At 63.4% G+C, this 25,243-nt stretch carries 22 protein-coding genes; 12 read left to right on the top strand and 10 right to left on the bottom strand.

Annotation, left to right across the window (positions count from 1 at the left end):
* The first annotated feature begins 71 nt into the window (after positions 1–71).
* Positions 72–1,385, top strand: a complete 1,314-nt coding sequence (locus FJ972_RS06685; protein WP_140525491.1) for an efflux RND transporter periplasmic adaptor subunit — start codon at positions 72–74, stop codon at positions 1,383–1,385.
* Positions 1,382–4,465 carry an efflux RND transporter permease subunit gene (locus tag FJ972_RS06680; protein ID WP_140525490.1) on the top strand — a complete coding sequence of 1,028 codons (3,084 nt, stop codon included), beginning with the start codon at positions 1,382–1,384 and terminating at the stop codon, positions 4,463–4,465. Before FJ972_RS06685 ends, FJ972_RS06680 begins: the two co-directional genes overlap by 4 nt.
* A gap of 155 nt (positions 4,466–4,620) precedes the next feature.
* Here FJ972_RS06680 and FJ972_RS06675 read toward each other — a convergent pair whose 3' ends face one another.
* Positions 4,621–5,085 (bottom strand): L,D-transpeptidase, encoded by a 465-nt coding sequence (locus FJ972_RS06675; protein WP_140525489.1) that lies wholly within the window; start codon positions 5,083–5,085, stop codon positions 4,621–4,623.
* A 213-nt stretch (positions 5,086–5,298) separates the two neighbouring features.
* Here FJ972_RS06675 and FJ972_RS06670 point away from each other — a divergent pair, with 213 nt between their 5' ends.
* Positions 5,299–5,490 carry a hypothetical protein gene (locus FJ972_RS06670; protein ID WP_181165414.1) on the top strand — a complete coding sequence of 64 codons (192 nt, stop codon included), beginning with the start codon at positions 5,299–5,301 and terminating at the stop codon, positions 5,488–5,490.
* A gap of 356 nt (positions 5,491–5,846) precedes the next feature.
* Positions 5,847–6,014, top strand: coding sequence for a hypothetical protein (locus FJ972_RS06665; protein WP_140500618.1), 168 nt, complete (start codon positions 5,847–5,849; stop codon positions 6,012–6,014).
* Positions 6,015–6,095: 81 nt separating this feature from the next.
* On the opposite strand, the gene FJ972_RS06660 is transcribed toward FJ972_RS06665, so the two are convergent.
* The gene (locus FJ972_RS06660; protein ID WP_140500617.1) at positions 6,096–6,797 is read right to left on the bottom strand and encodes a response regulator transcription factor; all 702 of its coding nucleotides are present in this window, start codon (positions 6,795–6,797) and stop codon (positions 6,096–6,098) included.
* 45 nt (positions 6,798–6,842) lie between these two features.
* Here FJ972_RS06660 and FJ972_RS06655 point away from each other — a divergent pair, with 45 nt between their 5' ends.
* Positions 6,843–7,616, top strand: a complete 774-nt coding sequence (locus FJ972_RS06655; RefSeq protein ID WP_181167426.1) for a response regulator — start codon at positions 6,843–6,845, stop codon at positions 7,614–7,616.
* 159 nt (positions 7,617–7,775) lie between these two features.
* Positions 7,776–9,863 carry a sensor histidine kinase gene (locus FJ972_RS06650; RefSeq protein WP_181173494.1) on the top strand — a complete coding sequence of 696 codons (2,088 nt, stop codon included), beginning with the start codon at positions 7,776–7,778 and terminating at the stop codon, positions 9,861–9,863.
* Between the two features lie 130 nt (positions 9,864–9,993).
* On the opposite strand, the gene FJ972_RS06645 is transcribed toward FJ972_RS06650, so the two are convergent.
* The gene (locus tag FJ972_RS06645; protein WP_140525488.1) at positions 9,994–10,404 is read right to left on the bottom strand and encodes a hypothetical protein; all 411 of its coding nucleotides are present in this window, start codon (positions 10,402–10,404) and stop codon (positions 9,994–9,996) included.
* A 439-nt stretch (positions 10,405–10,843) separates the two neighbouring features.
* Here FJ972_RS06645 and FJ972_RS06640 point away from each other — a divergent pair, with 439 nt between their 5' ends.
* Positions 10,844–12,046 (top strand): aromatic ring-hydroxylating oxygenase subunit alpha, encoded by a 1,203-nt coding sequence (locus tag FJ972_RS06640; protein ID WP_140500615.1) that lies wholly within the window; start codon positions 10,844–10,846, stop codon positions 12,044–12,046.
* A gap of 74 nt (positions 12,047–12,120) precedes the next feature.
* Here FJ972_RS06640 and FJ972_RS06635 read toward each other — a convergent pair whose 3' ends face one another.
* Together FJ972_RS06635 and FJ972_RS06630 are read right to left on the bottom strand one after the other, a co-directional pair.
* Positions 12,121–13,539 carry an aminotransferase gene (locus FJ972_RS06635; protein ID WP_140525487.1) on the bottom strand — a complete coding sequence of 473 codons (1,419 nt, stop codon included), beginning with the start codon at positions 13,537–13,539 and terminating at the stop codon, positions 12,121–12,123.
* A gap of 26 nt (positions 13,540–13,565) precedes the next feature.
* On the bottom strand, positions 13,566–13,811 hold the full coding sequence (locus FJ972_RS06630) for a hypothetical protein (RefSeq protein WP_140525486.1): 246 nt from the start codon (positions 13,809–13,811) through the stop codon (positions 13,566–13,568).
* Between the two features lie 63 nt (positions 13,812–13,874).
* Between FJ972_RS06630 and FJ972_RS06625 the strand changes: the two genes are divergently transcribed.
* Genes FJ972_RS06625 through FJ972_RS06615 form a run of 3 tightly spaced genes read left to right on the top strand, consistent with a single transcriptional unit; the run spans position 13,875 to position 16,724 of the window.
* A complete protein-coding gene (locus tag FJ972_RS06625) occupies positions 13,875–14,792 on the top strand; it encodes an ABC transporter permease (protein ID WP_140525485.1) in 918 nt (305 codons plus the stop codon).
* On the top strand, positions 14,789–15,613 hold the full coding sequence (locus FJ972_RS06620) for an ABC transporter permease (protein WP_140525484.1): 825 nt from the start codon (positions 14,789–14,791) through the stop codon (positions 15,611–15,613). The genes FJ972_RS06625 and FJ972_RS06620 overlap by 4 nt, the downstream gene beginning before the upstream one ends.
* 37 nt (positions 15,614–15,650) lie before the next feature.
* Positions 15,651–16,724 (top strand): ABC transporter ATP-binding protein, encoded by a 1,074-nt coding sequence (locus FJ972_RS06615; protein WP_140525502.1) that lies wholly within the window; start codon positions 15,651–15,653, stop codon positions 16,722–16,724.
* Here FJ972_RS06615 and FJ972_RS06610 read toward each other — a convergent pair.
* From FJ972_RS06610 to FJ972_RS06590, 5 genes are all read right to left on the bottom strand, one after another.
* Positions 16,688–17,998: a flavin monoamine oxidase family protein gene (locus FJ972_RS06610; protein ID WP_246674217.1), complete on the bottom strand. Its 1,311-nt coding sequence runs from the start codon at positions 17,996–17,998 to the stop codon at positions 16,688–16,690. The two genes, FJ972_RS06615 and FJ972_RS06610, sit on opposite strands and share 37 nt — an antisense overlap.
* Positions 17,995–19,071 carry an extracellular solute-binding protein gene (locus tag FJ972_RS06605; RefSeq protein WP_140525482.1) on the bottom strand — a complete coding sequence of 359 codons (1,077 nt, stop codon included), beginning with the start codon at positions 19,069–19,071 and terminating at the stop codon, positions 17,995–17,997. The genes FJ972_RS06610 and FJ972_RS06605 overlap by 4 nt, the downstream gene beginning before the upstream one ends.
* A gap of 106 nt (positions 19,072–19,177) precedes the next feature.
* Positions 19,178–20,278, bottom strand: coding sequence for an ABC transporter substrate-binding protein (locus tag FJ972_RS06600; RefSeq protein ID WP_140525481.1), 1,101 nt, complete (start codon positions 20,276–20,278; stop codon positions 19,178–19,180).
* 34 nt (positions 20,279–20,312) lie between these two features.
* On the bottom strand, positions 20,313–20,999 hold the full coding sequence (gene betI, locus FJ972_RS06595; RefSeq protein WP_140525480.1) for a transcriptional regulator BetI: 687 nt from the start codon (positions 20,997–20,999) through the stop codon (positions 20,313–20,315).
* A gap of 27 nt (positions 21,000–21,026) precedes the next feature.
* Entirely contained in the window at positions 21,027–21,827 is an 801-nt protein-coding gene (locus FJ972_RS06590; RefSeq protein ID WP_140517901.1) for a class I SAM-dependent methyltransferase, read from the bottom strand.
* Between the two features lie 201 nt (positions 21,828–22,028).
* Here FJ972_RS06590 and FJ972_RS06585 point away from each other — a divergent pair, with 201 nt between their 5' ends.
* Entirely contained in the window at positions 22,029–23,648 is a 1,620-nt protein-coding gene (locus FJ972_RS06585) for a phytoene desaturase family protein (RefSeq protein WP_140525479.1), read from the top strand.
* Positions 23,635–25,200 (top strand): phytoene desaturase family protein, encoded by a 1,566-nt coding sequence (locus FJ972_RS06580; protein ID WP_140525478.1) that lies wholly within the window; start codon positions 23,635–23,637, stop codon positions 25,198–25,200. Before FJ972_RS06585 ends, FJ972_RS06580 begins: the two co-directional genes overlap by 14 nt.
* The last annotated feature ends 43 nt before the right edge of the window (positions 25,201–25,243 follow it).

Below are 25,243 nucleotides of genomic sequence, written 5' to 3'. Positions count from 1 at the left end.
AATCGGGGCCCGCAGTCGATATGTGTCCCGATATCCGCGCTTCGCGCCGGATTTCGACTGAGGGGACTTCCTTGTTCAAGCGCATACTCCGTTTCGTTATCATCATTCTTGTGTTGGCCGTGCTCGTCATCGTGGTCGGCGGCATCGTCGGGTTCAATTTCCTGCGTGACAACGGCATCAAGCAATATTTCGCCACGATGAAGCCGCCAGCGGCAACCGTGTCGACAACCATCGTCAAGCCGTCGAACTGGACGCCGGGCATCGAGGCGATCGGCACGGTCCGCGCCGTGCGCGGTGTCGACCTGACGGTTGAGACCGCCGGCATCGTCAAGGAGATCCCCTTCCATGCCAACGAGAAAGTGGCGGCCAATGCGGTGCTGCTGCAGCTCGACGACGCCGTAGAGCGTGCCGATCTCGCGGCACAGAAGGCGCAGGCGGCGCTCGATCAGACATCGCTGACCCGTGCACTCGAACTGACCAAGCGCGGTGTCGGCTCGGACTCGACCTTGGACACCGCACGTGCGGCCGCGTCCGCCTCGGCATCCCAGGTCAACAGGCTTCAGGCAGTGCTCGACCAGAAGCAGCTGACGGCGCCCTTTGCTGGAACCGTCGGCATCCCCAAGATCGATCTAGGCCAATATCTGGCGCCCGGCACCGCCGTGGTGACGCTGCAGGATCTCGACACGATGCGGGTCGACTTCACGGTTCCCGAACAGCAACTGCCGCTGCTCAAGATCGGGCAGACGGTTCGGCTGGGCCTCAGCGGCGGCGACATGCCTTTTGCCGGAACCATTCGCGGTATCGATCCCAAGATCGACCCGTCCAGCCGGCTGGTGAACATCCGGGCGGAAGTCGCCAATCCCGAAGGCAAGCTGACCCCCGGCCAGTTCGTGCAAGTGCGTGTCGAACTGCCCGAGGAGCAGAATGTGCTGGCGCTGCCGCAGACGGCGCTGACCACCAGCCTCTATGGCGACTACATATTCGTGGTGCACCCGGCAAAGCCCGCCGAGGCGCAGCCGACCAAGCCGGAGACAAACCCCGCCGCGGCGGCGACCGACAAGCCGGCGGACGCCAAGCCCGCGGCCGATGCCAAACCGGCCGAAGCCGCGAAGCCTGCCGCCGATGCGGCAAAACCAGCGGACAAGGCCGCCGCCGATCAGGCCAAGCCGGCCGCGGGGGGCGAGCAGCCTGCCCTGGTCCTGTCGCAGGTATTCGTCAAGCCCGGCCGCCGCAACGAGGGCATGGTCGAGATCGTCGAAGGCCTCAAGGCGGGCGATGAGGTTGTCACGGCAGGTCAGAATCGCCTCTTCAACGGCATGTCCGTCAACGTCGACAACACCATCGACCCAACCAAATCGGCGAACAAGCAGGCCGACCAGCAATGAGCGTTTCCGATCTCTTCATTCGCCGGCCCGTCCTCTCCACGGTCCTTGCATGCATGATCCTGCTCCTGGGTTTCCAGGGCATATTCAGCCTGTCGATCCGCCAGTATCCGAAGGTTGACGAAACCGCGATCACCATCACGACGGCCTATCCGGGCGCCAGCGCCGACCTGATCCAGGGCTTCATTTCCGCTCCGATCGCGCGCGCCGTCGCCTCGACCGAGAACATCGATTACGTCACGTCGTCGAGCCGACCGTCCTCCAGCACCGTGACTGTGCAGATGAAGCTCGGCTCCAACCCGGACGTCGCGCTGACCGAAGTGCTGTCCAAGGTCCAGGGCGTGCGCGGCACCTTGCCGGACGCCTCCAAGGATCCCGTCATCGTCAAGGGCACGGGCCAGCAATTCGCGATGATGTACATCTCGATGCAGAACCCGAACATGACCAAGGAGCAGCTGACCGAGTATATCGAACGCGTCATCAGGCCCCGCATGTCGACGGTCGAAGGCGTCGCCGACGTGCAGATCTTCGGTGCCCAGGAATACTCGATGCGGGTCTGGATCGATCCGGTCAGGCTCGCCGCGCGCGGTGTGACCGCATCGGAAGTGCTGACGGCGATCAACAACTCCAACTTCCTGTCGGCGCCCGGCAACACCGAGAACGAATATGTCGTCTCCTCGATCACCGTGCGCTCGACGCTCCAGACGCCGGAAGCCTTCGCCGAACTGCCGCTGCGCTCGACCGACGGCAATGTGGTGCGGCTGCGCGATGTCGCCCGCGTCGAACTGGGCGCCGAGAATACCGACACCAGGGTTTCCTTCAACGGCAAGCCAGGCACCTTCCTCGCCATCTTCCCGACCCCGGCTGCCAATCCCCTGACCACGGCGGCGGCGCTCACCAAGCTGGTGCCTCAAATCCAGGAGACGTTGCCGAAAGGCATGACGATCGAGATCGTCTACGACGCGACCGGGCAGATCAGCGCCTCGATCGACGAAGTGTTCAAGACCATCGGCGAGGCCGTTGCCATCGTCGTCGTCGTCATCCTTTTGTTCCTTGGCTCTTTCCGTTCGGTGATGATGCCCATCGTCACCATCCCGCTGTCGCTGATCGGCGTCTGCTTCCTGTTGTTCGCGGTGGGCTATTCGATCAATCTTCTGTCGCTGCTCGCCATGGTTCTGGCGATCGGCCTCGTCGTCGACGACGCCATCGTGGTGGTGGAGAATATCCACCGCCACATGGAAGAGGACCACATGTCGCCGATGCAGGCGGCCTTCAACGGCATGCGCGAGATCGCCACCGCCATCGTCGCCATGACCATGACGCTGGCCGCGGTGTTCGCACCATTGGCCTTCACCGGCGGCCTGACCGGCGCGCTGTTCCGCGAATTCGCCGTCACGCTCGCCGGCTCGGTGGTGCTGTCGGGCGTGATCGCCATCACCATCACGCCAATGATGTCGGCGCGCCTGCTGAAGTCCGGCACGCCAGGCCGTTTCCAGCGCATTGTCGACGGCACTTTCGCGCGGGTCGAGCACGTCTATGAGCGGGCCGTCACCGGGTCGCTCAACTATCGCCCGCTGACGCTGATCATCGTGCTGGCGCTTGTCGGGGTGACCGGCTTCATGTTCACCAAGACCTCAACCGAACTGGCGCCGGAAGAAGACCAGGGCTTCCTGCTCTCGCTTGTAACGGCGCCGCGTTATGCGACATCCGATTACACCGAGACTTACGTCAACCAGATGCTCGGTCTGGTGAAGGATATTCCCGAAACGCGGGCGCAGTTCTCGGCCGTCGCGTTCGGCGGCACGACGAACAGTGCGTTCGTCGGTTTCGCCTTCAAGGACTGGGCGGAGCGCAAGCGCAACTCGAAGGAGCTGCAGGCCGACATCACAGCCCGTCTCGCCAAGGTGGCGGGCGTCCAGGCCTTCGTCTTTGCGCCACCGACGCTGCCGGGCTCCGGCGGCGGCCTGCCCATCGCCCTGGTGGTGCGATCGACCGGCGACTCCTCGGAAGTGTACGACGTGGCCGAGAAGATCAAGAACAAGGCACAGGCCTCCGGCCGCTTCATCGTCGTGCAGAATTCGATGGCCTATGACGCGCCGCAGGTGACGGTGACCATCGATCGCGACCGCGCCGCGGCGCTGAACCTGCCGATCGCCGATATCGGCCGGACGCTGACGCTGCTGGTCGGCGGCGCCGAAGTGGCGCAGTTCGACCGCGACTCCAACAGCTACGACATCATCCCGCAGGTGCCGAAAGAATTCCGCGACAATCCCGAAAAACTCGGCGAGTACTTCGTGCGCAGCGTAACGGGCGAGATGGTGCCGCTGTCGGCGGTGGTGAAGATCTCGACCAATGCGTCGCCGGCCGCGATCGAGCAGTTCAACCAGCTGAATTCGTCGACGATCTCGGCGCTGCCGCTGCCCGGCGTCACCACGGGCGATGGATTGAAAGTCCTCGAGGACATAGCCAGGGAGAGCCTGCCCGACACCTTCTTCATCGACTATTCGGGCCAGTCCAGGCAGGAGAAGGAACAGGGCAACACGATCCTGATCGCCTTCGGGGCGGCCGTCATCGTCATCTATCTGGTGCTGGCGGCGCAGTTCGAAAGCTTCCGTGATCCGCTGATCATCATGATGGCGGTGCCGCTGTCGATCTTCGGCGCCATCGTGCCGCTCAATCTGGGCCTCGGCACACTCAACATCTACACGCAGGTCGGACTGATCACGCTGATCGGCCTGATCACCAAGCACGGCATCCTGCTGGTCGAGTTCGCCAACCAGCAGCGCGAGATCCACGGTATGCGGCGACGCGACGCCATCATCGCTTCGGCCAAGGTGCGGCTGCGGCCTATCCTGATGACGACGGCGGCGATGGCGCTTGGCGTGGTGCCGCTGATCACGTCCAGCGGCGCCGGCGCCGCGGCCCGCTATTCGATGGGCCTGGTCATTTTCACCGGCATCCTGGTAGGCACCATGTTCACGCTCTTCGTCGTGCCCATGTTCTATACCTTCATTGCCAGCAAGGACTTGCCCCAGCTGGCCGAGAAGCCGGATCCCAAATTGATGCCGGCATTGCCGAGCTGATGGAAACGGCATTGCCGAACTAACAAAAACTAACAAAGAAAAGAGGCCGAAACGTCCCGGCCTCTTTCTTTGGCTGTGCTCGATTTACCGCGGGAAAATGTTCCGGCGGGAGCCCTGAACGGATATGGCTGCTGTGCCGATCCGTTGCCAGCCAGCTACTTGACGATGACGATGCTGGTGTTGGCCGGCCCGAAGGTTTCGACGAGCTGGTAGAAATCGGCGGCATTGTCGGGATGCAGCCGCACGCAACCATGCGAGGCCGGCCGGCCAAGCCGCTTGATGGCATAGGTGGCGTGCACCGCATAGCCGCCGCTGAAGAACACCGAATGCGGCATCGGCGCGTTGTCGTACTTCTTCGAATACCACATTTCATGCATGCGCGTCGGCTTAAACGAGCCGGTCGGCGTCACATGCGCCCTGTCGCCGGTGGAAACCTTCCAGGCGAAGGCCGGGCGGCCGTCGACCGAGACTTCCATGACCTGTTGCGAAAGCGAGACGCGCGCCACGATCTTGTTGGCGGCATGCGCGGTACCCGTGCCGGCGCCGAACAGAAGCGCCGCAGCCGTCAGGGCAGCGGCGGCGGTGATGTTGATGAGCTTGGCGGAAATAGCAGTATGCATGATGTCCCTCTCTCTGCCGGGCTGGCCGGCCCCAAATTCGATGAGCGGCTTATCGATGCATCATGTTTCGGAGAGATTTCGTGAAATGCTCGTTTGTGTTTCGAATATGTTTCCTCTGGTTAACGGGCCAAAGTTCCCAAATGGCGGACATTGACGCTGTCACCCTGGACAGGAGTAGGCACATAGGTATCCAGCCCGAAACGAAAGTTCGGATTGGCCAAACTTGAAAGGTTGGAGCCCTATTTCGAAACAGAATCTGCAACAAAGCGCATTTTCGGCGGCATGAAGCGGATACAGGCCGCCGGCAGAGTTGACGTAACGAAAGCAGACGGCAACGACCACGGGAACGAAAACGAACATGCGGTCCTGGTTTCTCGGGATCAGCATCGCAGCAGCAGCCACTAGCGGCGCCGGCACGGTTGCCGACGGTTCCATGGCCTGCCTCGCGGCGATGAGTTCGAGTGAGATCTCAACCCTGCATACCGTTCTGTTTTGTGCCACGGTCTGGATTGTTCCAGCCTGCGCATCGTCCGGCTCAAGGCCCACTGGCGGGTTGGCCTTCAGCTGCTGGCATTGCGCGGCCCCTCCGGCAACTTGCTGCTGAGAGGACCGAAGGCCCGCGCCGTGACGGGGGGCTCCGTAGACGGCGCGGGCACTTCGGGAGTTCCTGAAGTATGCCGAGGCGTCACGCGCCCACCCAAGACGGGCGTTGGTCTTCGGAAAACAAGCTGCCGCAACATGATTTACTGGGGATTGACGCAATGAAAACGAAACTTGCAGCTTCGGTGCTTTCGGCACTGCTCTACGCACAGGGCCTGCTCGGCTTTGCCGGGCTCGCCACCGTGCTCTTGAAAGAGCGCGCGCATGCAGGCGAGTTCGTGGCAGGCAGCGACATGCCGCCGGGGCCATCGCTACTGGTGGTGCGCTGAGCGCAGGGCAATCGGGCCCGAGGTGAAAACCGGTTTGGAAATCCGATGCTCAACCAGAGGAATTGCGTGAGCGCCCAGCCGTCAATCGGCGAATTGCGCCGGCGGATCGAAACGGTAGCCGGCGCCGCGTATGGTGATGATAGCTTCCGTATCGAGCTTGCGGCGCAGCCGCACGATGCGCGAATCGATCGAGCGGTCGAAAGCGTCGACATTCTCGGCCGGCGCCGCCGCGATTATGTCGTCGCGCGTCAGCACCTTGCGGGGACTGGCCAGGAACAGCCGAAGCAGCGCCACCTGGCCGGGCGAAAGCTGCTCCTCCGTGCCCGAGCGGTGCATGACGATGGCCGACCTCAAATCGACGGTCGCGTTCTCCAACACGATCAGTTCCTGGGCGGCCCTGCCCCGCCGCGTCAGCAGGCCGCCGACACGGGCGGCGAGTTCCCTGACATTGAGCGGACTTTCGATGACGTCGGCCGCACCGAGCTCGAGCGCCAGCACCTTGTCGACGAGGTCGCACGGCCGGCAGATCAGGATGAAATCCGGTCCGCCTTCACCGCCCCCGCCTTGGCTGCCATAACGCCTGAGCAGATCACGTCCCTCCGCCTGGCTGAGGCTGTCACCGACGACGACGACGTCGACGCCCTTTCCCGCCAGCATAGATTCCGCTTCCCAGGGCTGGCGCGCCTGACGCACGTCGTGGCCTCGCCGCTCAAGGTGATCGGCGAGTTCGGTCGCCACCACGTCGGCGACGCAGATAAGCCCGATAACGGCGCGTGCAGCCATGTTTTCCAACCATTTCCTGGCAACCCGATATGAGTGCTGGACATCATGTTTATACCCAATCTACTTTCCACCGAAAGTGGGAGCGAGCGCATCGTGCGGGCAAGAATTTTAATTGTCGAGGATGAGCCCGATCTAAGAGAGGCGGTCGCCGAATATCTCGGCGCCGCCGGCTATGACGTGGCGACTGCCGAAACCGCGGCCGCCGCGCGCAGCCTGGTCGAAACGCAATCATTCCACCTCGCCATCCTCGACATCGCCATGCCGGGTGAGGATGGGCTATCGCTCGGCCGCTGGTTGCGCTCGAGACTGCCGATCGGCATCATCTATGCCACCGCCGCCGGCACCGCGCTTGATCGCATCGTCGGACTTGAGCTCGGCGCCGACGACTACATCGTCAAACCCTACGAGCTGCGCGAGGTGCTGGCCAGGGTCCGCAGCGTGCTGCGCCGGGTTCCGCAGCACGCGCCGATGCACGGCCAAAAGGCGAGCGATCCCCGCCGCTCCGTCGCTTTCGGCTCCTTCCAGGCTGATCTCGACGGCAGGCTGGTCACCGGCGCCAACGGCGCGGTGATCGACATGGCCAAGAGCGAGTTCGACGTGCTGGAGGTTTTCCTGACCCGCGCCAACCGGCTGCTGACACGTGCTGCCATTTCCGAAGCGATCGGCCTCACCGAAGATCCGGAATCCTCGCGCGCGGTCGACATTCGCATCATGCGCCTGCGCAAGAAGATAGAAACGGATCCGGCCAGCCCGAAATTCCTGCGTACGGTGCGCGGCGAAGGCTATATCTTCTCGCTGCCGGCCGGCGACGGCCACTAAGTGGGCGCGGGGATTGCTCCCGCGCCTGTGCTGGTCTGTGGACGGACCCGTCGCAATACTTGTCGCCCAAAAACGCTCTTGGATTTGGGACAAGGCATAAAAACAAGGATTTGAAACGCGGCGCATGAAATCCGCTTGGCACCGCAACAATGGCTGAAAATGACCGCTGAAGCAGCAGGCACGGACATGCAAGACGGCCGGCAAGGCGCGGCGATGGCGGCCGTGCGCGTGGTGCGGCGGCTGCGCGAGGCCGGCGACTGGCAGCGCGAGATGGAAGCCATACTGGAAACGCTTTGCCGCGCAATGGACTGCCAGCGCGGCATCCTGTTCCGCCTGCGCGAACTGCCCGGCCAGGGATTTGCCCAGTCGGTGGCCGCCTACTGGATCGATCCCGTGGTCGGTGGCGAGCTGGCCTCGCCGACGGTGATCGTGCAGTCGATCATCAACGCCGATCCGCTGCTGGAACGGCTGCAGGAGGATGAACGGCAGGGCAAGATTTTCGCCGGCCATACGCGCGACCTCGAGGGCTTCCTGAGAGCCGACTTCGAGAAACAGAGCATTAAGTCGTTCCTGTCGGTGTCCGTATTCGCGCATGGCCACCTGTGGGGGACGCTGGCGGTCAATGACTGTATCGAGGAGCGCGAATGGACCGATGAGGAAGAAGCGACGCTGCATATCATCGCGCTGGCCATCGGCGACGCGATCGAACGCTCGCCCTCCGACGCCCACGCCAGCGAGGTCATCCGCCGCACCATGCTGCAAGCCTCGCTCGATGCCATCCTCGTCATCGACGAGACCGGCTCGATCGTCGAATTCAATCCGGCCGCCGAGAAGATGTTCGGCTTCCTGCGCAGCGATATCCTCGGCAAGGACCTGCTCGACACCATCGTGCCGATCTATTACCGTAAGGGCTATGCGTCGGGGGCCGAATACATGTCCGGCCGCGGCGCGCCAATGGTCGGACAGCGGCTCGAGACGGTGACCCAGAACGCCGCCGGCGAGATTTTCCCCATCGAACTGACGGCGACCGAGATGCGGGTCGCCGACCGCCGCCTGATCTTCGGCTCCATCCGCGACCTGCGCGACAAGCTGCGCGCCGAGGAGGAGATCAATCGGCAGCGCGAGAAGTTGCACCAGAACGAGAAGATGGCGGCGATGGGTTCGCTGCTTGCGGGCGTCTCGCATGAGCTCAACAACCCGCTGGCCGTGGTTGTCGCCCAGTCGACGCTGCTGCACGAATTCGCCTCCGATCCGCAGACCAAGGTTCGCGCCGAGAAAGTTCGCGCCGCCGCCGAGCGCTGCGGCCGTATCGTCAAGAGTTTCCTGTCGATGGTCCGGCTGCATCCGACCGAGCGGGCCGAGACGGACCTCAACCAGGTGATCCGCGCGGCGCTCGAGGTGACCGCCTACGGCGCGCGCTCGAGCGGGATCATCATCGACACCGATTTCGCGCCTGGCCCGTTGCTGGCCATGGCCGACGCCGATCACGTCACCCAGGTGGCCGCCAATTTCCTCATCAACAGCCAGCATGCGCTGGCAGGCATAGGCGGCGACCGGCTGATCAAGGTGCGGACCTTCCGCAGCGAGCGCGGCGATCCCGGTTTCTCGGTCGAGGACAATGGGCCTGGCGTACCGGAAGCGATCCGGTCCCGCATCTTCGAATCCTATTTCACCACCAAGCCGGTCGGCGTCGGAACCGGCATCGGCCTGTCGATCTCGAAATCGATCATCGAGCGGCACAATGGCAATGTCTGGTTCGAGGAAGTGCTGCCAAGTGGCGCCCGTTTCGTCGTCCAGCTGCCGGCCATTGTAGCCGGCGTCGCCATCGCCGGCGAGGGCCAGCCGCGATCGAGCGGGCTGCGCCACGCCTTGATCATCGATGACGAGCCCGACGTCGCCGGTTCGCTCTCCGACATACTCGAACTGATGGGCATCAAGTCACGGATCGCGCCCCTCTGGGACACGGCCACAGCCATATTGGCTGGCCACATGCCGCCCGACATCGTCTTTTCGGACCTGCGCATGCCTGGAACAAGCGGCATGACCATCTATCGAGAGTTGCTTGCCGAAAGACCGGAACTGGCGCGGCGTTTCGTGCTGGTCACTGGCGACCTGATCGGCGCCAAGGCCGAAATCGAGGCGCTGCCGCCCTTGCAGCGTCCGCAGATCCTGGAGAAACCGTTCAGCACGCTGGATGTGCGCAGCGTGCTTTCCGCCATTGCCGACCAGGTGGTTTCGAAGGGATAGACCGTACCAACCGGTTAAAAAAGCCCCCGGCCGACATGCGGCGGGAGCCGAAGGGAGCGCTGGACGCGCTCGGGGAGCGCCGCGGCACGTTCCAAAGCGGAGCCGCTTCGGAACCATGTTTCAGTCGAACTCAGAAAATATTCGGCGTATTGGTCAGCGGCGCGGCATTGGCGATCGTCCGGACCGCACGGGCTTTGTGGGCTCCGGACTGCTCGGCTATGGCCCGCAGGCAATCGACGCTCTCGGCGCCCCAGGCCTGACCCTTGCAGGCAAGGTCGACCATCGGCATCGGCAGGCGTGCGGTTCTGGTGGTGGTCATTGCGCCGCCGACGACGTTGGCCGGTGGATTGAGCGAAGCAAAGGCCGGGCCGACCGTCGGCGCGAACGCCATGCCGGCGAAGGCGCAAGCAGCCAGCGCCATGAACATCGCCATGGGGTGGTCGCTGGCGCGCTGGCGCAACGCCAGCTTCGGGCGGCGGCCAACGCGCTCCGGAGCCTGGGACCGGCGGTCGTTGCTGGCAATCTGAACTTTCGCATGCATCATCATCCCCTTCGTTGACTTTCTTTTTTTGATAAAACGAACTTAGTCGCGCTCTGTATCAGCGGAAAGCTGGTGTGAATCTGATATTGTAACCGCCTTGAAACGGCACCCGCGGCAGCCCCCACCAACTGGGCATCACGCGCCCGCTTGCCGATCTCGGCTCGGCGGATCGGCAAGCGGGCAAGACGCGCGGCGACGCCTTTTGCCTCGGCTTCCGCCGTGGCAGGATTTGCTTCGAAACCTTGCCGGAACCAAGCTTTGAAACCCGGGCTAACGCCCGGATTCTCCGGGGTTTTCGGGGCCAGCCGTCACATCGGATTGGATTGAAATCGGCGCGCCAATTTTCTTTCGAAAATATGCTCGTTTCCACAAGCCATTGCATTTCAATGAAAAATATGATTATATTGAACGGATATTCAATAAAAAGAAGAGACGTTTTATGAACCCGCATCTCCGTGATGTGGCCATTCCCAACGATTGGGACCGGCGGGGACTGCCTGGCTGGAGCTACCATTCCGATGCCCTCCTCGAACTCGAGAAGGAGCACGTTTTCCGCAACCATTGGCAAATCGCCGGACATGTCAGCGACATCCCTGACGCAGGCGACTACCTGGCCATGGACGTCGTCGGCGAACGCGCTCTGATCGTGCGCGGCAAGGACGGCGTCGTGCGCGGTTTCAACAATATGTGCCGCCATCGCGGCAGCCGTGTCGTCGCCGACAGCCAGGGCAACTGCAAGAACGCGCTTGTGTGCCCATTCCACGGCTGGGTCTACAATCTCGATGGCACGTTGCGCGGCGCTGCCCGCCCGCGTTCCTTTCCCGATCTCGACAAGACCGAGTTCGGCCTGATGCCGCTCGATCTGGAGGTCTGGATGGGCTTTATCTTCATTCGCTTCCGCGCTGGCGGCCCGCAGCCCTCCGTCGCCGAGCTGATGAAGCCGATCGAGCCCGAATTCTCGCACTACAAGGCCGCCGACATGGTGCCCTCCTGGGGCATCTGGACCCAGAAAACTCCGGTCAACTGGAAGTCGGTGCGCGACGTCGACAATGAGGGCTATCACGTCGCCATGGCGCACCCGGCCCTGCAGGACCTCTATGGCGCGACCTATTTCGACGAACCCTTCGTCAACGGCGTGTCGCGCTCCTTCGCCAGCTACAACCCGCATGCCGGCCGTCGCTGGAGCGTCAGGAACTACGTCAAGATCGCGCCGGAGCCGGCGCATCTGCCGGACTATCTGAAGAAGGCCTGGGTCTATTATGGCATCTTCCCCAATGCCGTCCTCTCGGTGATGCCGGAATCGGTGCAGTTCTATCAGGAGTTCCCGCTGTCGACGGGTGAGACCCTGCTGCGCGGCGCCATTTACCGCTATCGCGACGAAAGCCGCGAGCAGGCTGCGGCCCGCTATCTCTCCTTCCGCATCGACCGCGACACCATGTCGGAGGATGTCCAGCTTTCGGTGTGGTCGAACGAATCCATGCTGTCGGAAGCCTTCGAGGGTTTTTACCTCTCCGACCTCGAATACGGAGTGCGCACCCACCACGACCATCTGCGCAGGCAGATCCCCGTGCTTGGGCTCGAAACGGCGCCGGAGGAGAAGGACATGTGGAACTTGAACGACGCGCTGCGGTCGCGTGGATAGGCGACGCCGATAATTGGCGAAACCATCGGTGAGAGCGCTCCTCTCCCCGTCCTATGCGGGGCGAAGAAAGAACGTCATCCCCGCCACACCCCTTCTTTCCTGAGATCATCCATCGTGCGCGAAATGCCCTCGCGCAAAATGCCGACCATGTCGTCGATCTGCTCGCGCGTGATGACCAGCGGCGGCGACATCACGCACATGTTGATCAGCGGCCGCACCAGCAGGCCGAGCTCGTGGCAATGCGCGTCGATGCGTTTGCCGACATCCTTGTCGAGCTGCAGCGGGTCCTTGCTTTCGCGGTCGGCGACACATTCGACGCAGCCCATCAATCCCAGCCCGCGCACCTCGCCGACCAACGGCAATTCTTCCAGCGTCTTCAGCTGCGCCTGGAAGTAGGGCGCGACCGCTTGCGTGTGGGCAAGTACGCCCTGCTCCAGAAGGTCGAGATTCCTGAGCGCCACTGCGCAGCCGACCGGATGGGAGGTGTAGGTCAGGCCATGGCCGAACATCGCGTCGGGATGGTTCGACCGGCGCAGTTCCTCCAGCAGCCGTTCCGATATGATGACGCCGCCGAGCGGGAAATAGCCTGACGTCACACCCTTGGCGAAGGTGATCATGTCGGGATCGATGCCGAACACATCGCCGGAGGCGAAGACATGGCCCAGCCGTCCAAAGCCCGTCACCACCTCGTCGGAGACATAGAGGATGTCGTTGTCGCGGCAGATCTCGCGGATGCGCTTGAGGTAGCCGTCCGGCGGCACGATAACGCCGCCGGAGGCCTGCACCGGCTCGCCGACGAAAGCGCCGATCCGGTCAGCACCGACTCGCGCGACGGTGTCGCGGAACTGGTCGACGAGGAAGTCGGTGAAATCAGCCATGCTCATGCCCTGCGGACGACGGAACGGATCGGGCGAGGACAGCTTGATCACCAGCTCGTCGGCGCCGTCCATCCAGTCGCGGTCACGCGGGCGGCCATTGAGCGAGGCCGACAGATAGGTCGAGCCGTGATAGGCGCCGCCGCGCGACAGGATCAGCTTCTTCTCCGGCCGGCCCCGCACATTGTTGTAGAACTGCATGAAGCGCAGCGCCGTCTCCACCGCCGAGGAGCCGCCTGTGGTGTAGAAGACGTGGCTGAGATCGCCAGGCGCATGACCTGCTATGCGACCGGCAAGTTCCGCCGACGGCGCGTTCATCGTGTACCAGGGCGTATTGTAGGACAGTGCCATCGCCTGGTCGTACATCACCCTGGCGAGCTCCTCGCGCCGATGGCCGACATTGACGCACCACATGCCGGCCGGCCCGTCGATCAACCGCTTGCCGGTGCCGTCGGTGATGTAGATGCCGTCGCCTTCGCCGATCAGCGCGCGCGCTTCCGCGCCGACCGAACCGGCATACGGCCAAGGCTGGACGAGATGGCGCCTGGCCAACTCGACGGCATCGGCAGCTCCGGCTCCGGCCATTTCGCTCGCCTTCAGGTCCCTCGCAGCCGCCATCGTCATCTCCACATCACTTGTCGAATTCAGGATTTCGAAATTTGGCCGGCAATGCTGGAAATTTCCGGCATAATCCCCACAATGTTGAATGTCCGTTCAATCAATATCTCAGAAATAGCGCTTGATTTCAATCCGCGGATGCGGGCATGATGAAAGAAAGCCGGCAAGCTCGGAGCGCGATCAGCAAAACTGGTCACCGGTTTTGCGTTCGATCGCGCTCCAAAACAAAATTGGGAACAAACAGCCGGCGCCAGTCCAACGGGATACCGCATGGCGGGACGCTCCAGGCCAGCAACCGAGATCACAGCCGGAGCCCTGCCCCCCGGAGTCTGGCAATGACGGCGGCGGTGGAAGGGTCGCCCCCGTTGCGCATGACGCGGGCCAGACGAAATGCCCTTCTGCAATCCGAACCCGTGCAGGGCTTTGCCCTGATCAGCCCAACCTTTCTCTACGCGCTCATCCTCCTGGTCCTGCCGATCCTGGTGGTCATCGCCCACTCCTTCTGGACGCAGAACTATCTGACCATCGACCGCACCTTCACGCTGGAAAACTGCCGCGTCGCCCTGACCGAGCCGATCTATCGCGATCTGTTGTGGCGCTCGCTGTATATCTCGCTGACGGTCAGCTTCTTCACCGTCGTCCTGGCTTATCCGATCGCCTATTTCATTTCCTTCCACGGCGGCCGCCACAAGAGCCTGTGGCTGTTCCTCATCACCATCCCGTTCTGGACCAGCTATCTCCTGCGCGTGATGTCGTGGAAGGTCATTCTCGGCTATAACGGCGTCTTGAACTCCGGGCTGATCGGCCTCGGCATCATCAACGAGCCGTCGACGGCGCTGCTCTACAATTCGAGCGCCGTCATCATCACGCTGACCCACGCCTGGGCGGCCTTCGCCATCCTGCCGATCTTCGTCTCGCTGGAGAAGATCGACCGGACCCTGGTGGAGGCGGCTACGGATCTCGGCGATGGTCCCTTTCGTTCGTTCCTTCGCGTGACTTTGCCGCTGTCGGCGCCAGGCATCATCTCGGCGGCGCTGATCGTGATGATCCCGACGGTCGGCGACTATGTCACCCCCAAACTCGTCGGCGGCAAGGACGGCGTCATGATCGCCAACGCCATCCAGGCGCAGTTCGGCAAGGCCTCGAACTGGCCGCTGGGCGCCGCCCTTTCCGTCACCACCATGCTGGTCGTGACGTTGATGGCCGGCGCCACGGTGCTGGTCATCCGTGCCGCCCAGAGGCTTGCGCGATGAGCGCGGCGCGACGTCTGCTGCCGGGCGGCTGGCTGTCGGCCTACGCCTTCCTCTATGTCGGCTTCCTTTATCTGCCCGTGATCTTCCTGCCGATCTTTTCGATCAACACTGCGGCCACACCGAAATTCCCGCTGACCGGCTACACCCTCAAATGGTACGAGGACCTGCCCAACACGCCGGCGCTGCTCGACGCCACCTGGAACAGCCTGATCGTCGGCGTCTCGGCGTCCGTCCTTTCGACGGTTCTCGGCATCCTCGCTGCCCGCTCGATCACCCGCTACCGCTATCCCGGCCGGCGGGCCATCAACGGTCTGATCATGGCGCCGCTCGTGCTGCCGGAAGTCATCGTCGCCATCTCGATGCTGCTGGTGATGCTGCAGCTCGGCTTGAGCCTCTCTCTGTTTACCGTCGTGCTCGGCCATGTCCTGGTCTGCATCCCCTATTCGATGACGGTGCTGACCTCCGGCTTCGAGGGTTTCGATCGCAGCCTCGAGGAGGCCTCGGCCGACCTCGGCGAGAGCGCCTTCGGCACCTTCCGGCGGGTGACGCTGCCGATGGTGGCGCCGGCAATCATCTCCAGCCTGCTGGTCTGCTTCACCATTTCGCTGGACGAGTTCATCATCGCCTTCTTCCTGACCGGTACCGAGGCGACGCTGCCGATCTATATCTGGGGCCAGTTGCGCTTCGCGGCGAAACTGCCGGGCGTGCTCGCGCTCGGCACGCTGCTGCTGGTCGCCTCCTTCCTGCTGATGACCGTCGCCGAAATCCTGCGCCGCCGCGCCGCCAGACGCACCCAGAACGAGGGAGGGCTTTATGCCTGAGCAGGCCCCATCCGCACGAACCCTGTCCGAACGGACGATGATCGAGATCAACGGCGTCACCCGCAGCTACGGCGCCTTCAAGGCGCTCGACGATGCGTCCTTGACCATTCGCGAGGGCGAATTCTTCTCGCTGCTCGGCCCGTCCGGCTGCGGCAAGACCACGCTGTTGCGCATGATCGCCGGCTTCGACAACCCGACGAGCGGTTCGATTTCGGTCGGCGGCCAGCCGATGGAAGGCATTGCGCCCAATCGCCGACCGACCAACATGGTGTTCCAGAGCTATGCGATCTTCCCGCATCTCAATGTCGAGCAGAACGTCGCCTATGGCCTGAAGCGGCTGAAATTGCAGGGCGGCGAGGAGAAGCGCCGCGTCGAGGAGGCCTTGGCGCAGGTGTCGCTAACCGGTCTCGGCAAGCGGCTCGCCACCGAACTGTCCGGCGGCCAGCGGCAACGCGTCGCGCTCGCCCGCGCGCTGGTGATGCGGCCCAAGGTGCTGCTGCTCGACGAGCCGCTGTCGGCGCTCGACAAGAAGCTGCGCGAGCAGATGCAGGTCGAACTGCGCCGCCTGCAGCAGGCTGTCGGCATCACCTTTGTGCTGGTCACCCACGACCAGTATGAGGCGCTGGCCATGTCCGACCGCATCGCCGTGATGTTCGGCGGCAGGATCGCGCAGGTCGCCTCGCCCAAGGAGATCTACCAGCGGCCGGTCAACCGCCAGGTCGCCGACTTCCTCGGCGGCATGAATTTCGTCAAGGCCGAGATCGTCGAGGAGAACGGCGCCTCGCTGGTCGTCGACACGCTGGGCTTCGGCCGTGTGAAGACCGACAAGCCGAAGGCCTTCGTGCGCAATGGCGGCGGCGCCACGCTCGGCATCCGCCCGGAGCGCCTGCGCGTCCTGTGGGACAATGCGACGGCCAAGTTCGAGGTTGCCGGAAAGGTGGTCGAACGCCACTATTTTGGCGAGATCACCCATTTGATCGTCGAGATCCCCGGCCTGGAAAAGCCGCTGTCGGTAACCGAGACCAACGATTTCGGCGCCGACGATATTCCGGTCGGCACTTCGATTCGCCTCGCCTACGATCCCGAAGCCCTGGTGGCGGTGGCGGATTGACGGTCCGCGATGATCTTTCGCGCCGCTATGCGACCGGCAACGATCGCCCCTTCGACATAGCCGGGAAATGACGGCGACAGCTCCGACGATGCGAAATGAACAGGCGGCGCGCCGGCCAGGAGCACAGGTTCGGCATCGGTCGCCGCGACGTCGACGATGAGGTCGCTGTAGCCGCCGCCGCTCCAGCGGTCATGCGTCCAGTCGCGCTGGCTGAAACCCGCGATTTCGGCCGCGTCGGGACCGAGGGCTTCCACCAGTTTCCCGGTCACTTCGGCGCGCAGTGCCGTCTCGCCAAGCTCACCCCAGCGCAAGGCGAGCGGGCCGCCGACGAAGACGACCAGCGCCGCGCGGCCTTCATCCGGACTGGCATCGCAAGCGAACAGCCCCGGCGGGTCGCGCCACATCACCATGCCGCTCAAGCCGCGGCGGCGCCAGAAGGCAGCGGGGTAGCGCACTAGCACCTTGATCACGGCGCCGCTTTCCCAAACGCCGAGCGCCTTCGCCAGGGATTCGGGCAGGGCGGGTGCGAAGCCCAGTTTCGCCGCCATGACCGGCGGCACCGCGACAAGTGCCGCCCGCGCTTCAATGACACCCGCCGCCGAGACGATGCGAACGGCTTGCGGTCCATGCTCGATGCATGAAACGGCCGCGTTGAGCCACAGCCGGTCGCCGAGATCGCTGGCCAGGTCCTCGGCCACCGACTGCATCGTCTCGCGCAGGAAATACTGGAGCTCCGGCACCTCATTGGTGATGCGCCTATCGTTGTCGATCAGGTGCCAGAGCGGCAGTTTCTCCAGCGTCAGGCACCACAGGCCTTCGATCAACGAGCGGAAGGCTGCCTTGGCGGCATCGGCATCATCCTGCCGGTCGAGCCAGGCGGCAACGGTCAGCCCGGCAATCGAGGGATCGTCCGGCGCGATCGCGTTCATCCGCTCGCGGATCGCCATCGAACCAGAATAGGTTCGCTTCGCCTCGGCGGCGGAGATCGGCGGCTGGGCGATAAACGCGCCCTCGACATGGGTTTCGACCAGCATCTTGCCGCGCGCTTCGACAAGCGCCATCAGCTCCGGCATGTCCTCGCACAGGAACTGGCCGCCACTGTCGATGCGCTCGCCGGAGCCGATCTCCACCGATTCGACGCGCCCGCCGACACGGGCACGCGCCTCGAGCAGCACGAAATCGACGCCGGCCTTTTTCAGCTCGAGCGCCGCCGACAGCCCGGTGAAGCCGGCGCCGATGATGACGACATCGGCTCTTGTGGATTCGCTGTTCAATAGCCGGCCTTGATCTTCTCGAACTCGGCGACCATGCGCTGCTTGAGCTCCGGCGCCACCGGCTGTTGGAACAGCGTCTTGTCGAGGAATTTGTCGAGATCGTCGAAGCCGCGATCGGCCAGAACCGTGTGGTCGACTACAGCCATGCCGGCGCTGTTGCCGTGGCCGTAGCCGAAGGTCTTCACCAGATAGTCCGAAACGGCAGAAGCGTTGACTGCATTCAGAAAGTCATAGGCCTGATCGAGCTTGCCGGGTGCATCCTTCATCAGCACATAGCCGCACACCCAGGTCGAGATGCCTTCCTTGCTGTCGCGGTTCATGGCGATCGGCAGGCCTTGCCCCTTCAGCGTCACATAGGTCTCGTTCCAGCCCCAGACGAGATCGACCTCATTGCCGATGAAGGCCTGGTTGAGATCGGTGTCGTCGGTCCAGTAGAAACGGATGTTCTTGTGCACGTCGCGCAGGAAGGCGGACGCCTTCTGGAACTGGGCATCGGTCATCCCGGTCCAGTCTTTCAGCCCGATGACCAGGCTCGCCAGCGCATAGGCGTCGTCGACATTGTCGCCGATGGTGACGCGGCCCTTGAACTTCGGGTCGGCGAAGATCCTGAGCGATTGCGCCTGCTCCGGCGTCACCTTGTCGGTGCGGTAGAGAAGCGAGGTGTTGCCCCAGTCGAATGGCATGAACCACGCTTTGCCGTCGTCGGTGGTGGCGAGATCCTTCATCGCCATGATGCCGGGATTGAGGTCTTTCCAGCCTGCTATCCTCGACGTGTCGAGCGGCTGCAGTAAGCCCGCCTCGCGCCACTTGACCACGCTTTGCGAACAGGGATGCGCGATGTCGGCCTTGAAGCCGGCCCGCATCTTCTCGAAGGCCTCGTCCTCGTCGCCGAAGAAGGCGAAGGTCGGCTCGGCGCCGTATTTGGCGGCATAGGCAGGGTGCAGCAGCGGGTCCTCATAGCCGGACCAGTCGAACACGACGAGGTCGCCGCCACCTTCCGCCCAGGCATAGACGGCGCCGGCGCCGATCACGCAGGCGGCGGCAAGGGCAAGGCTGCGTAGCACTGGCTTCATGGTGCGAATTCCCCCGTCGCGAAAGGCTGCCGCGAGGTTATGAGAATTCGCCTCTCTTGGCGAGCCCACCCACCATCTCCGCAGGCGGGCGGGCGGCCGAACCGGCTCAATATCCGGCTTTGATCTTCTCGAATTCGGCGATCATCTTGAGCTTGAGCTGCGAGGGCACCGGCGACTGGAACAGCGTCTTGTCGACGAATTTCTGCACATCGTCATAGCCTTTTTCCTTCAGCACGGCCTGATCGACGCCGGCCATGCCCTTGGCGTTGGCCTGGCCATAGCCCCAGTCCTTGACCAGCACCTTGGCGGTTTCGGGATCGTTGACGGCGTTCAGATAATCATATGCCTTGTCGACATTGCCGGGCGCATCCTTGAACAGCACATAGCCGCAGACCCAGGTCGAAATGCCTTCGTCCGTGTCCTTCTTGGCTTTGATCGGCACGCCGGCGGCGACCGATTGCACGGTGGCGTCGTTCCATGCCCAGGCAAGATCGACCTCGCCGCCGCTCAAAAGCTGCACCACGTCCGTTGTGTCGGTCCAGTAGGAGCGCACGTTCTTATGCACCTGGCGCAGGAAATCCGACGCCTGCTTGAACTGGTCGTCGGTCATCTTGGTCCAGTCCTTGACGCCGATGGCCAGGCTTGCCAGCGCATAGGCGTCGTCGACATTGTCGCCGATCGAAACCCGGCCCTTGAACTTCGGATCGGCGAACGCCTTCAGCGACTGCACGTCCTTGGCGTCGACCTTTTCGGAATTATAGGTGAGCTGGGTGTTGCCCCAGTCCCAGGGCATGAACCAGGCCTTGCCATCGGCCGTCGTGGCGAGATCCTTCATCGCCATGATTCCGGGATTGAGATCTTTCCAGCCTGTTATCTTCGATGTGTCGAGCGGCCGCAGCAGGCCGGCCTCGCGCCATTTCACCACGCTCTGCGAGCAGGGATGGCCGAGATCGGCCTTGAAACCCGAGCGCACCTTTTCGAACGCCTCGTCCTCGTCGCCAAAGAAGGCGAAGGTCGGCGAATCGCCGTTCTTTTCGACATATTTCGGATGGAAGCTCGGATCCTCATAGCCGGACCAGTCGAACACGACCAGGTCTTTGTCGGCGGCAACCGCCAGGGCTGCGGCCGAGGCCGCCAGCACGCCGGTCAATGCCAGAGTCAATGTCAGGCGTCGGGCCAATGTCAGCCGCTGGATTGATGTCTTCATTGCTGTTCCATCCTCTTTTATTTTATCGATTGCTTCATGCCTTGCGACGGGTGGCGGCTGCTCCCTGGTAATGTTTAGGGAATGCGGCCGACAGGAATTCGTTGGCTGCCTGCAAGGCGCTCTCGCGGGTAGTGTCTTCGGTGCCCATCATCAAGCGCAGCCACAGTCCCTCCAGCATCGCGCTGAGCGCCAGCGCCATGACCTGCGGCTCATAGGCATAGCCGCCGCTTTGCTTGAGCGTCGCGCAAAGCTCGATGAAGATGTTCTGGTAGACGGCATCGCGGGCGCTGCTCAGCGCCTGATAGGTCGGCCGCGACTTGGCCTCGCCCCAGAAGGCGCACCAGGCCGCCAGCTTGCGCTTGTTGCAGATCGAACGGTCGAAATCGGCCGCGACCAGGGTCCGCAACTGGTCGGCGGGGTCGTTACCCGCTTTCTCCAAGGCATTGCGCCAATGCGCCGAGTACTCGTCATACATATGTTGCAAGGTCGCGATCAGCAGTTTTTCCTTGCTCTCGAAATGGAAATTGACGATGCCGCGCGACAGGCCCGCGCCATCGGCGACGTCGGCCATCGTCGTCTCCGAATAGCCGCGCTTGGCCAACGAATCGATCGTCGCCTCGATCAGCTGAAGCTGCCTGACCTCCTTGGAAGCCTTACGCCCGCGTTTCTCGGGTTCGCTCGATGCCTCGGCGGACTGCTCTTGGCGTGCTGCAATTTTCATGGGTGCGGTCATGCTCCACATCGCCGGCTAGCCGACCATCTTCGGTTTTTGCCCGCGAAGATGAGTGGGACGGTGCTCGCCACTGTCAAGCACCTTCTGCATGGCCTCCCAGGTTCGTATGTTCTTGTCGACATAGGCGGCGCCCACTGCCGCCGCGACCGTCGGATAGAGCGGCCCCTTCAGCCTTTCCAGTTCGCCCCGCGCCACCTCGCGGTACCAGGGATTGCGGTCGCGAACCGCGATCTCGGCAAAGCCCGCCTGGCGCATCGCCTGTGCGTAACGCGCCGGCGAGGCCATCGCGAAGGACAGCCCTTCGGCGGCGACATAGGCCTTCATCTCCGGTGATGGTTCGCCGTCATGCGAGATCATCCAGTTTGATGCCGCAAAGGCGCCGCCGGCCTTGAGCACGCGGAATATCTCCGCAAACAGCGCATCCTTGTCGGCGACATGCAGCAGCGCATCCTTGGAGAAGACGACGTCGAACGACTGATCCTCGAAAGGCAACCGCCCAGGCGGCGCCTGGATGAAGCTGGCGCGGTCGGCAAGCCCGCGGGAGGCTGCCCGGCGCCTGGCCGTTTCGATCACCGGCCGCTCGACATCGAAGCCGGTGACGTGCGCGGCGCCATGCCGTTCGACCAGATGCAGCGTGATGCCTCCGGACCCGCAGCCGATGTCGAGCACGGTCTTGCCTGCGAGCGAAAGTCCCTCGAGCACGCGGTCGACTTCGTCGGGCCCGCCCGGCGACAGGTAGCCGTCGCCCCACAGCGCCTCGAGGAAGCGGATGGCGGCTCCGTCATACTCCGGCTCGGCCTCGGCCGTTTCGATCATCAACCCTCGATCCCCAATCGACGAATGTCCGTCTCGAACGCCTGCAAAGCCTAGCCCATGTCTGGGAAAACGCAACATCATTTGTTGAACATTCATTCAATATAGCTGGACAAAACGACGACTACCATGCCAAATTTCGCGCATTGAGGGGACGGATTACGCCAAGATGAACAGCGGATCGCATGGAAAGACTGGGCCAAAATGAAAGCTTGGGATGCGATCGTCATCGGCGGCGGACACAACGGACTGGTCAATGCCTGCTATCTCCAGCGCGCCGGGCTCGACGTGCTGGTGGTGGAGAAGAATCCCTGGGTCGGCGGCGCCGCCACCAGCCGGGAACTGACGCCGGGCTTCCTCTATTCCAACTGTTCCTATGTTTGTTCGCTGTTTCGCCCTGAAATCATGCGCGACCTCGAACTGCCGCGCTTCGGCCTGCAGGTTATTTCCTATGAGGGCGGCGCGGTGTTCACCAGGGATGGCGATTATCTCGCCAATTACCGGGACCATGATGCACACCGGCGCGAATTTGCGCGCTTCTCGAAACGCGATGCCGAAGCCTACGACCGTTATGCGCGCGACGTGACGCGCCAGTGCCGTTTCATCCAGCCGCTGTTGATGCGCACCGCGCCCGACCCGACCAGTCTGCGGCCGCGGGATCTGGGCGAGCTCCTTTATCTGGGCAAGAAATTCGCGGGCCTGTCGGCGGAGGAAATGGCGCTGACGCTGCGCTTCTGGACCATGTCGATCTCGGACTTCCTCGATGAATATTTCGAGACCGATGTCGTCAAGGCCAATTTCGCTTTGTCCGGCATCATCGGCACGGCGCTCGGGCCGATGTCGCCCGGCACGGCTTATGTGCTGCTGCACCACTATATGGGCGAGGTCGACGGCTCGGTCGGCGCCTGGGGCTATGCGCGCGGCGGCATGGGCGCGGTGACAAAAGCGCTGGCGGCATCCTTCAAGGCGTCGGGTGGAACCATTCGCACCGGCGCCGAGGTCGACCATGTTCTGGTGAGCCGCGGCAAGGCCAAGGGTGTGGTGCTGGCCGGCGGTGAGGAGATCCGTGGCAAGCTCGTCGTCTCCAACGCCGACGTGAAGCGAACCTTCCTGAAACTGGTCGAGGAAAAGGAACTGCCCGAGATTTTCCTGCGCCGGGTCAGGAACTTCAAGATCCGAGGTTCGTCCGGCAAGGTCAACATCGCGCTGGACTCGATGCCCGAATTCCCGGCTCTGCCGAAGGATTCGCCGGTCTATCGCGGCGACATGCATTTCACCGATTCGATGGAGCGCATGGAGCGCGCCTATGACGACTGGAAGGCCGGGCGCTGGTCGGCCGATCCTTTCCTCGACATGGTCATCCCGACGACGCTCGACCCGACGATGGCGCCGCCGGGAAAACACTTCATGAGCTGCTTCGTGCAATACGCGCCGCCCAAGGTAAACGCCCATGAATGGTCCGACGCCGATCGCGACGGATTCGCCGAAAGCGTGATCGCGCAGATTGCCGACTACTCGCCCGGCTTTCGCGACCGCATCGTCCACATGGAGGTGCGCACGCCGCGCGAAATCGAGGCCGAGGTCGGGCTCACCGAAGGCAACATCTTCCAGGGCGAACTGACCTTCGACCAGCTTCTGTTCAACCGCCCGGTGCCGGGCTACGCGCAATACCGCTCGCCGGTCGGCGGTCTTTATATGTGCGGCTCCTCGACCCATCCCGGCGGCGGCGTCATGGGCGCGCCCGGCCGAAATGCCGCGGCCGAGATCCTGCGCGATCTCGCCAAATCGACCTCGCATATGAGCCCGGCCCATGACGTCATATGATGCAATCGTCATTGGCGGCGGCCATAATGGCCTCGTCACTGCTGTCACGCTGGCGAAGGCAGGGCGCAAGGTGCTGCTGCTGGAAGCGGGAGCCGATCTCGGCGGCGCCGCGCGCACGGAGGAATTCGCGCCGGGTTTTCATGTCTCGTCGATCGCCCATCTGCTGAACCGCCTGCATGCCGACGTGGTGAAGACGCTGGAGCTGGAGAAGCATGGCTTGCGGATCACCCCAGACGACTTCGCGCCGTCGGTTGCGCTGTCGATGGACGGCCCCTCGCTGGTCCTGCACGGCGCCTATGGCGAAATGCTGACCGGTGCAAGTTCGTCGGAGCAATCCGCGTGGAAGCAGTTGCGCGCGCAGCTGCTGCGCTACGCCGGCATCCTGGAACCCTTCCTCTCGCGTCGTCCGCCCGAGCTGGCCGGCATGTCGCTGCTGGAGACAGCGGCGCTCGGCCAGGCCGCACTGGCGCTGAAAAGGCTCGGCAAGGAAGACATGCGCGATTTCCTGCGCGTGCTCTTGATGAACGTCGCCGACCTGCTCGACGAGCAGCTTGCCGACATCAGGCTGAAAGGGCTGCTGTCCTTCGACGCGACGCTCGGCAGCCATCTCGGTCCGCGCTCGCCCACCTCGCTGCTCGGCCTCTATTACCGGCTGGCCGGCGAGGCCGGCGGTGCGGCCGGCGCGCAGATAGTGCCGAAGGGCGGCATGGGCGCGGTGATCGCCGCCATCCGCGCCTCGGCCGAAAAGGCCGGCGTGAACGTCCGCACATCGGCGCCTGTCGCAAGGATCATTGTCGAGAAAGGCCGTGCCGTCGGTATCGCATTGGACAATGGCGAGGTGCTGCGCGCCAGGACGATCGTCTCCGCGACAAATCCGGCGACGACTTTGCTCGACCTTGTCGGTCCACGCGAACTCGACACCGGCTTCGTGCGCAAGGTGAACAACATCCGCATGAAGGGTGATGTCGCCAAGCTTCACCTGGCGCTCGACAGGCCGCCGCAATTCACAAATGTCGATGCCGCCGGCCACAGGGGGCGGCTGGTTATCGCCCCCTCGCCCGATCATGTCGAGCGCGCCTTCAATCCATCCAAATACGGCGCGTTCTCGCCCGACCCGGTGATGGAGATCACGCTGCCCAGCCTCGCCGATCCATCGCTCGCGCCCGACGGCGCCTGCGTGCTGTCGGCGGTGGTGCAATACGCGCCCTATGCGCTGAAAGAGGGATGGTACGCCGGCAAGGCGAAATTCCTGGAGGCGATCATGGCTCAGCTCGAAGCCTACGCGCCAGGCATCGGCAAGACGGTGCGCCACACCGAGCTCTTGACGCCCGCCGATATCGAAACGCGCTACCGTATGCCGGGCGGCCACTGGCACCATGGCGAATTGCAGGCCGACCAGATGCTGATCTCGCACCCGGTCTCGGGCTGGTCCGGCTACGACACACCGCTCGACGGGCTGTTCCTCGCCGGTGCCGGTTCGCATCCCGGCGGCGGCGTCTCCGGCGCGCCTGGATTGAACGCCGCTCGACGCATCATCGCGATGAAGGGGTAAGGCGATGTTTCAGTTGGCCGCGGTCGCGTTCTACGGCGAAGGA

The sequence above is a fragment of the Mesorhizobium sp. B2-1-1 genome (genome assembly GCF_006442975.2).
Taxonomy (GTDB): domain Bacteria; phylum Pseudomonadota; class Alphaproteobacteria; order Rhizobiales; family Rhizobiaceae; genus Mesorhizobium.
This window is presented reverse-complemented; position numbering and strand designations above follow the sequence as displayed.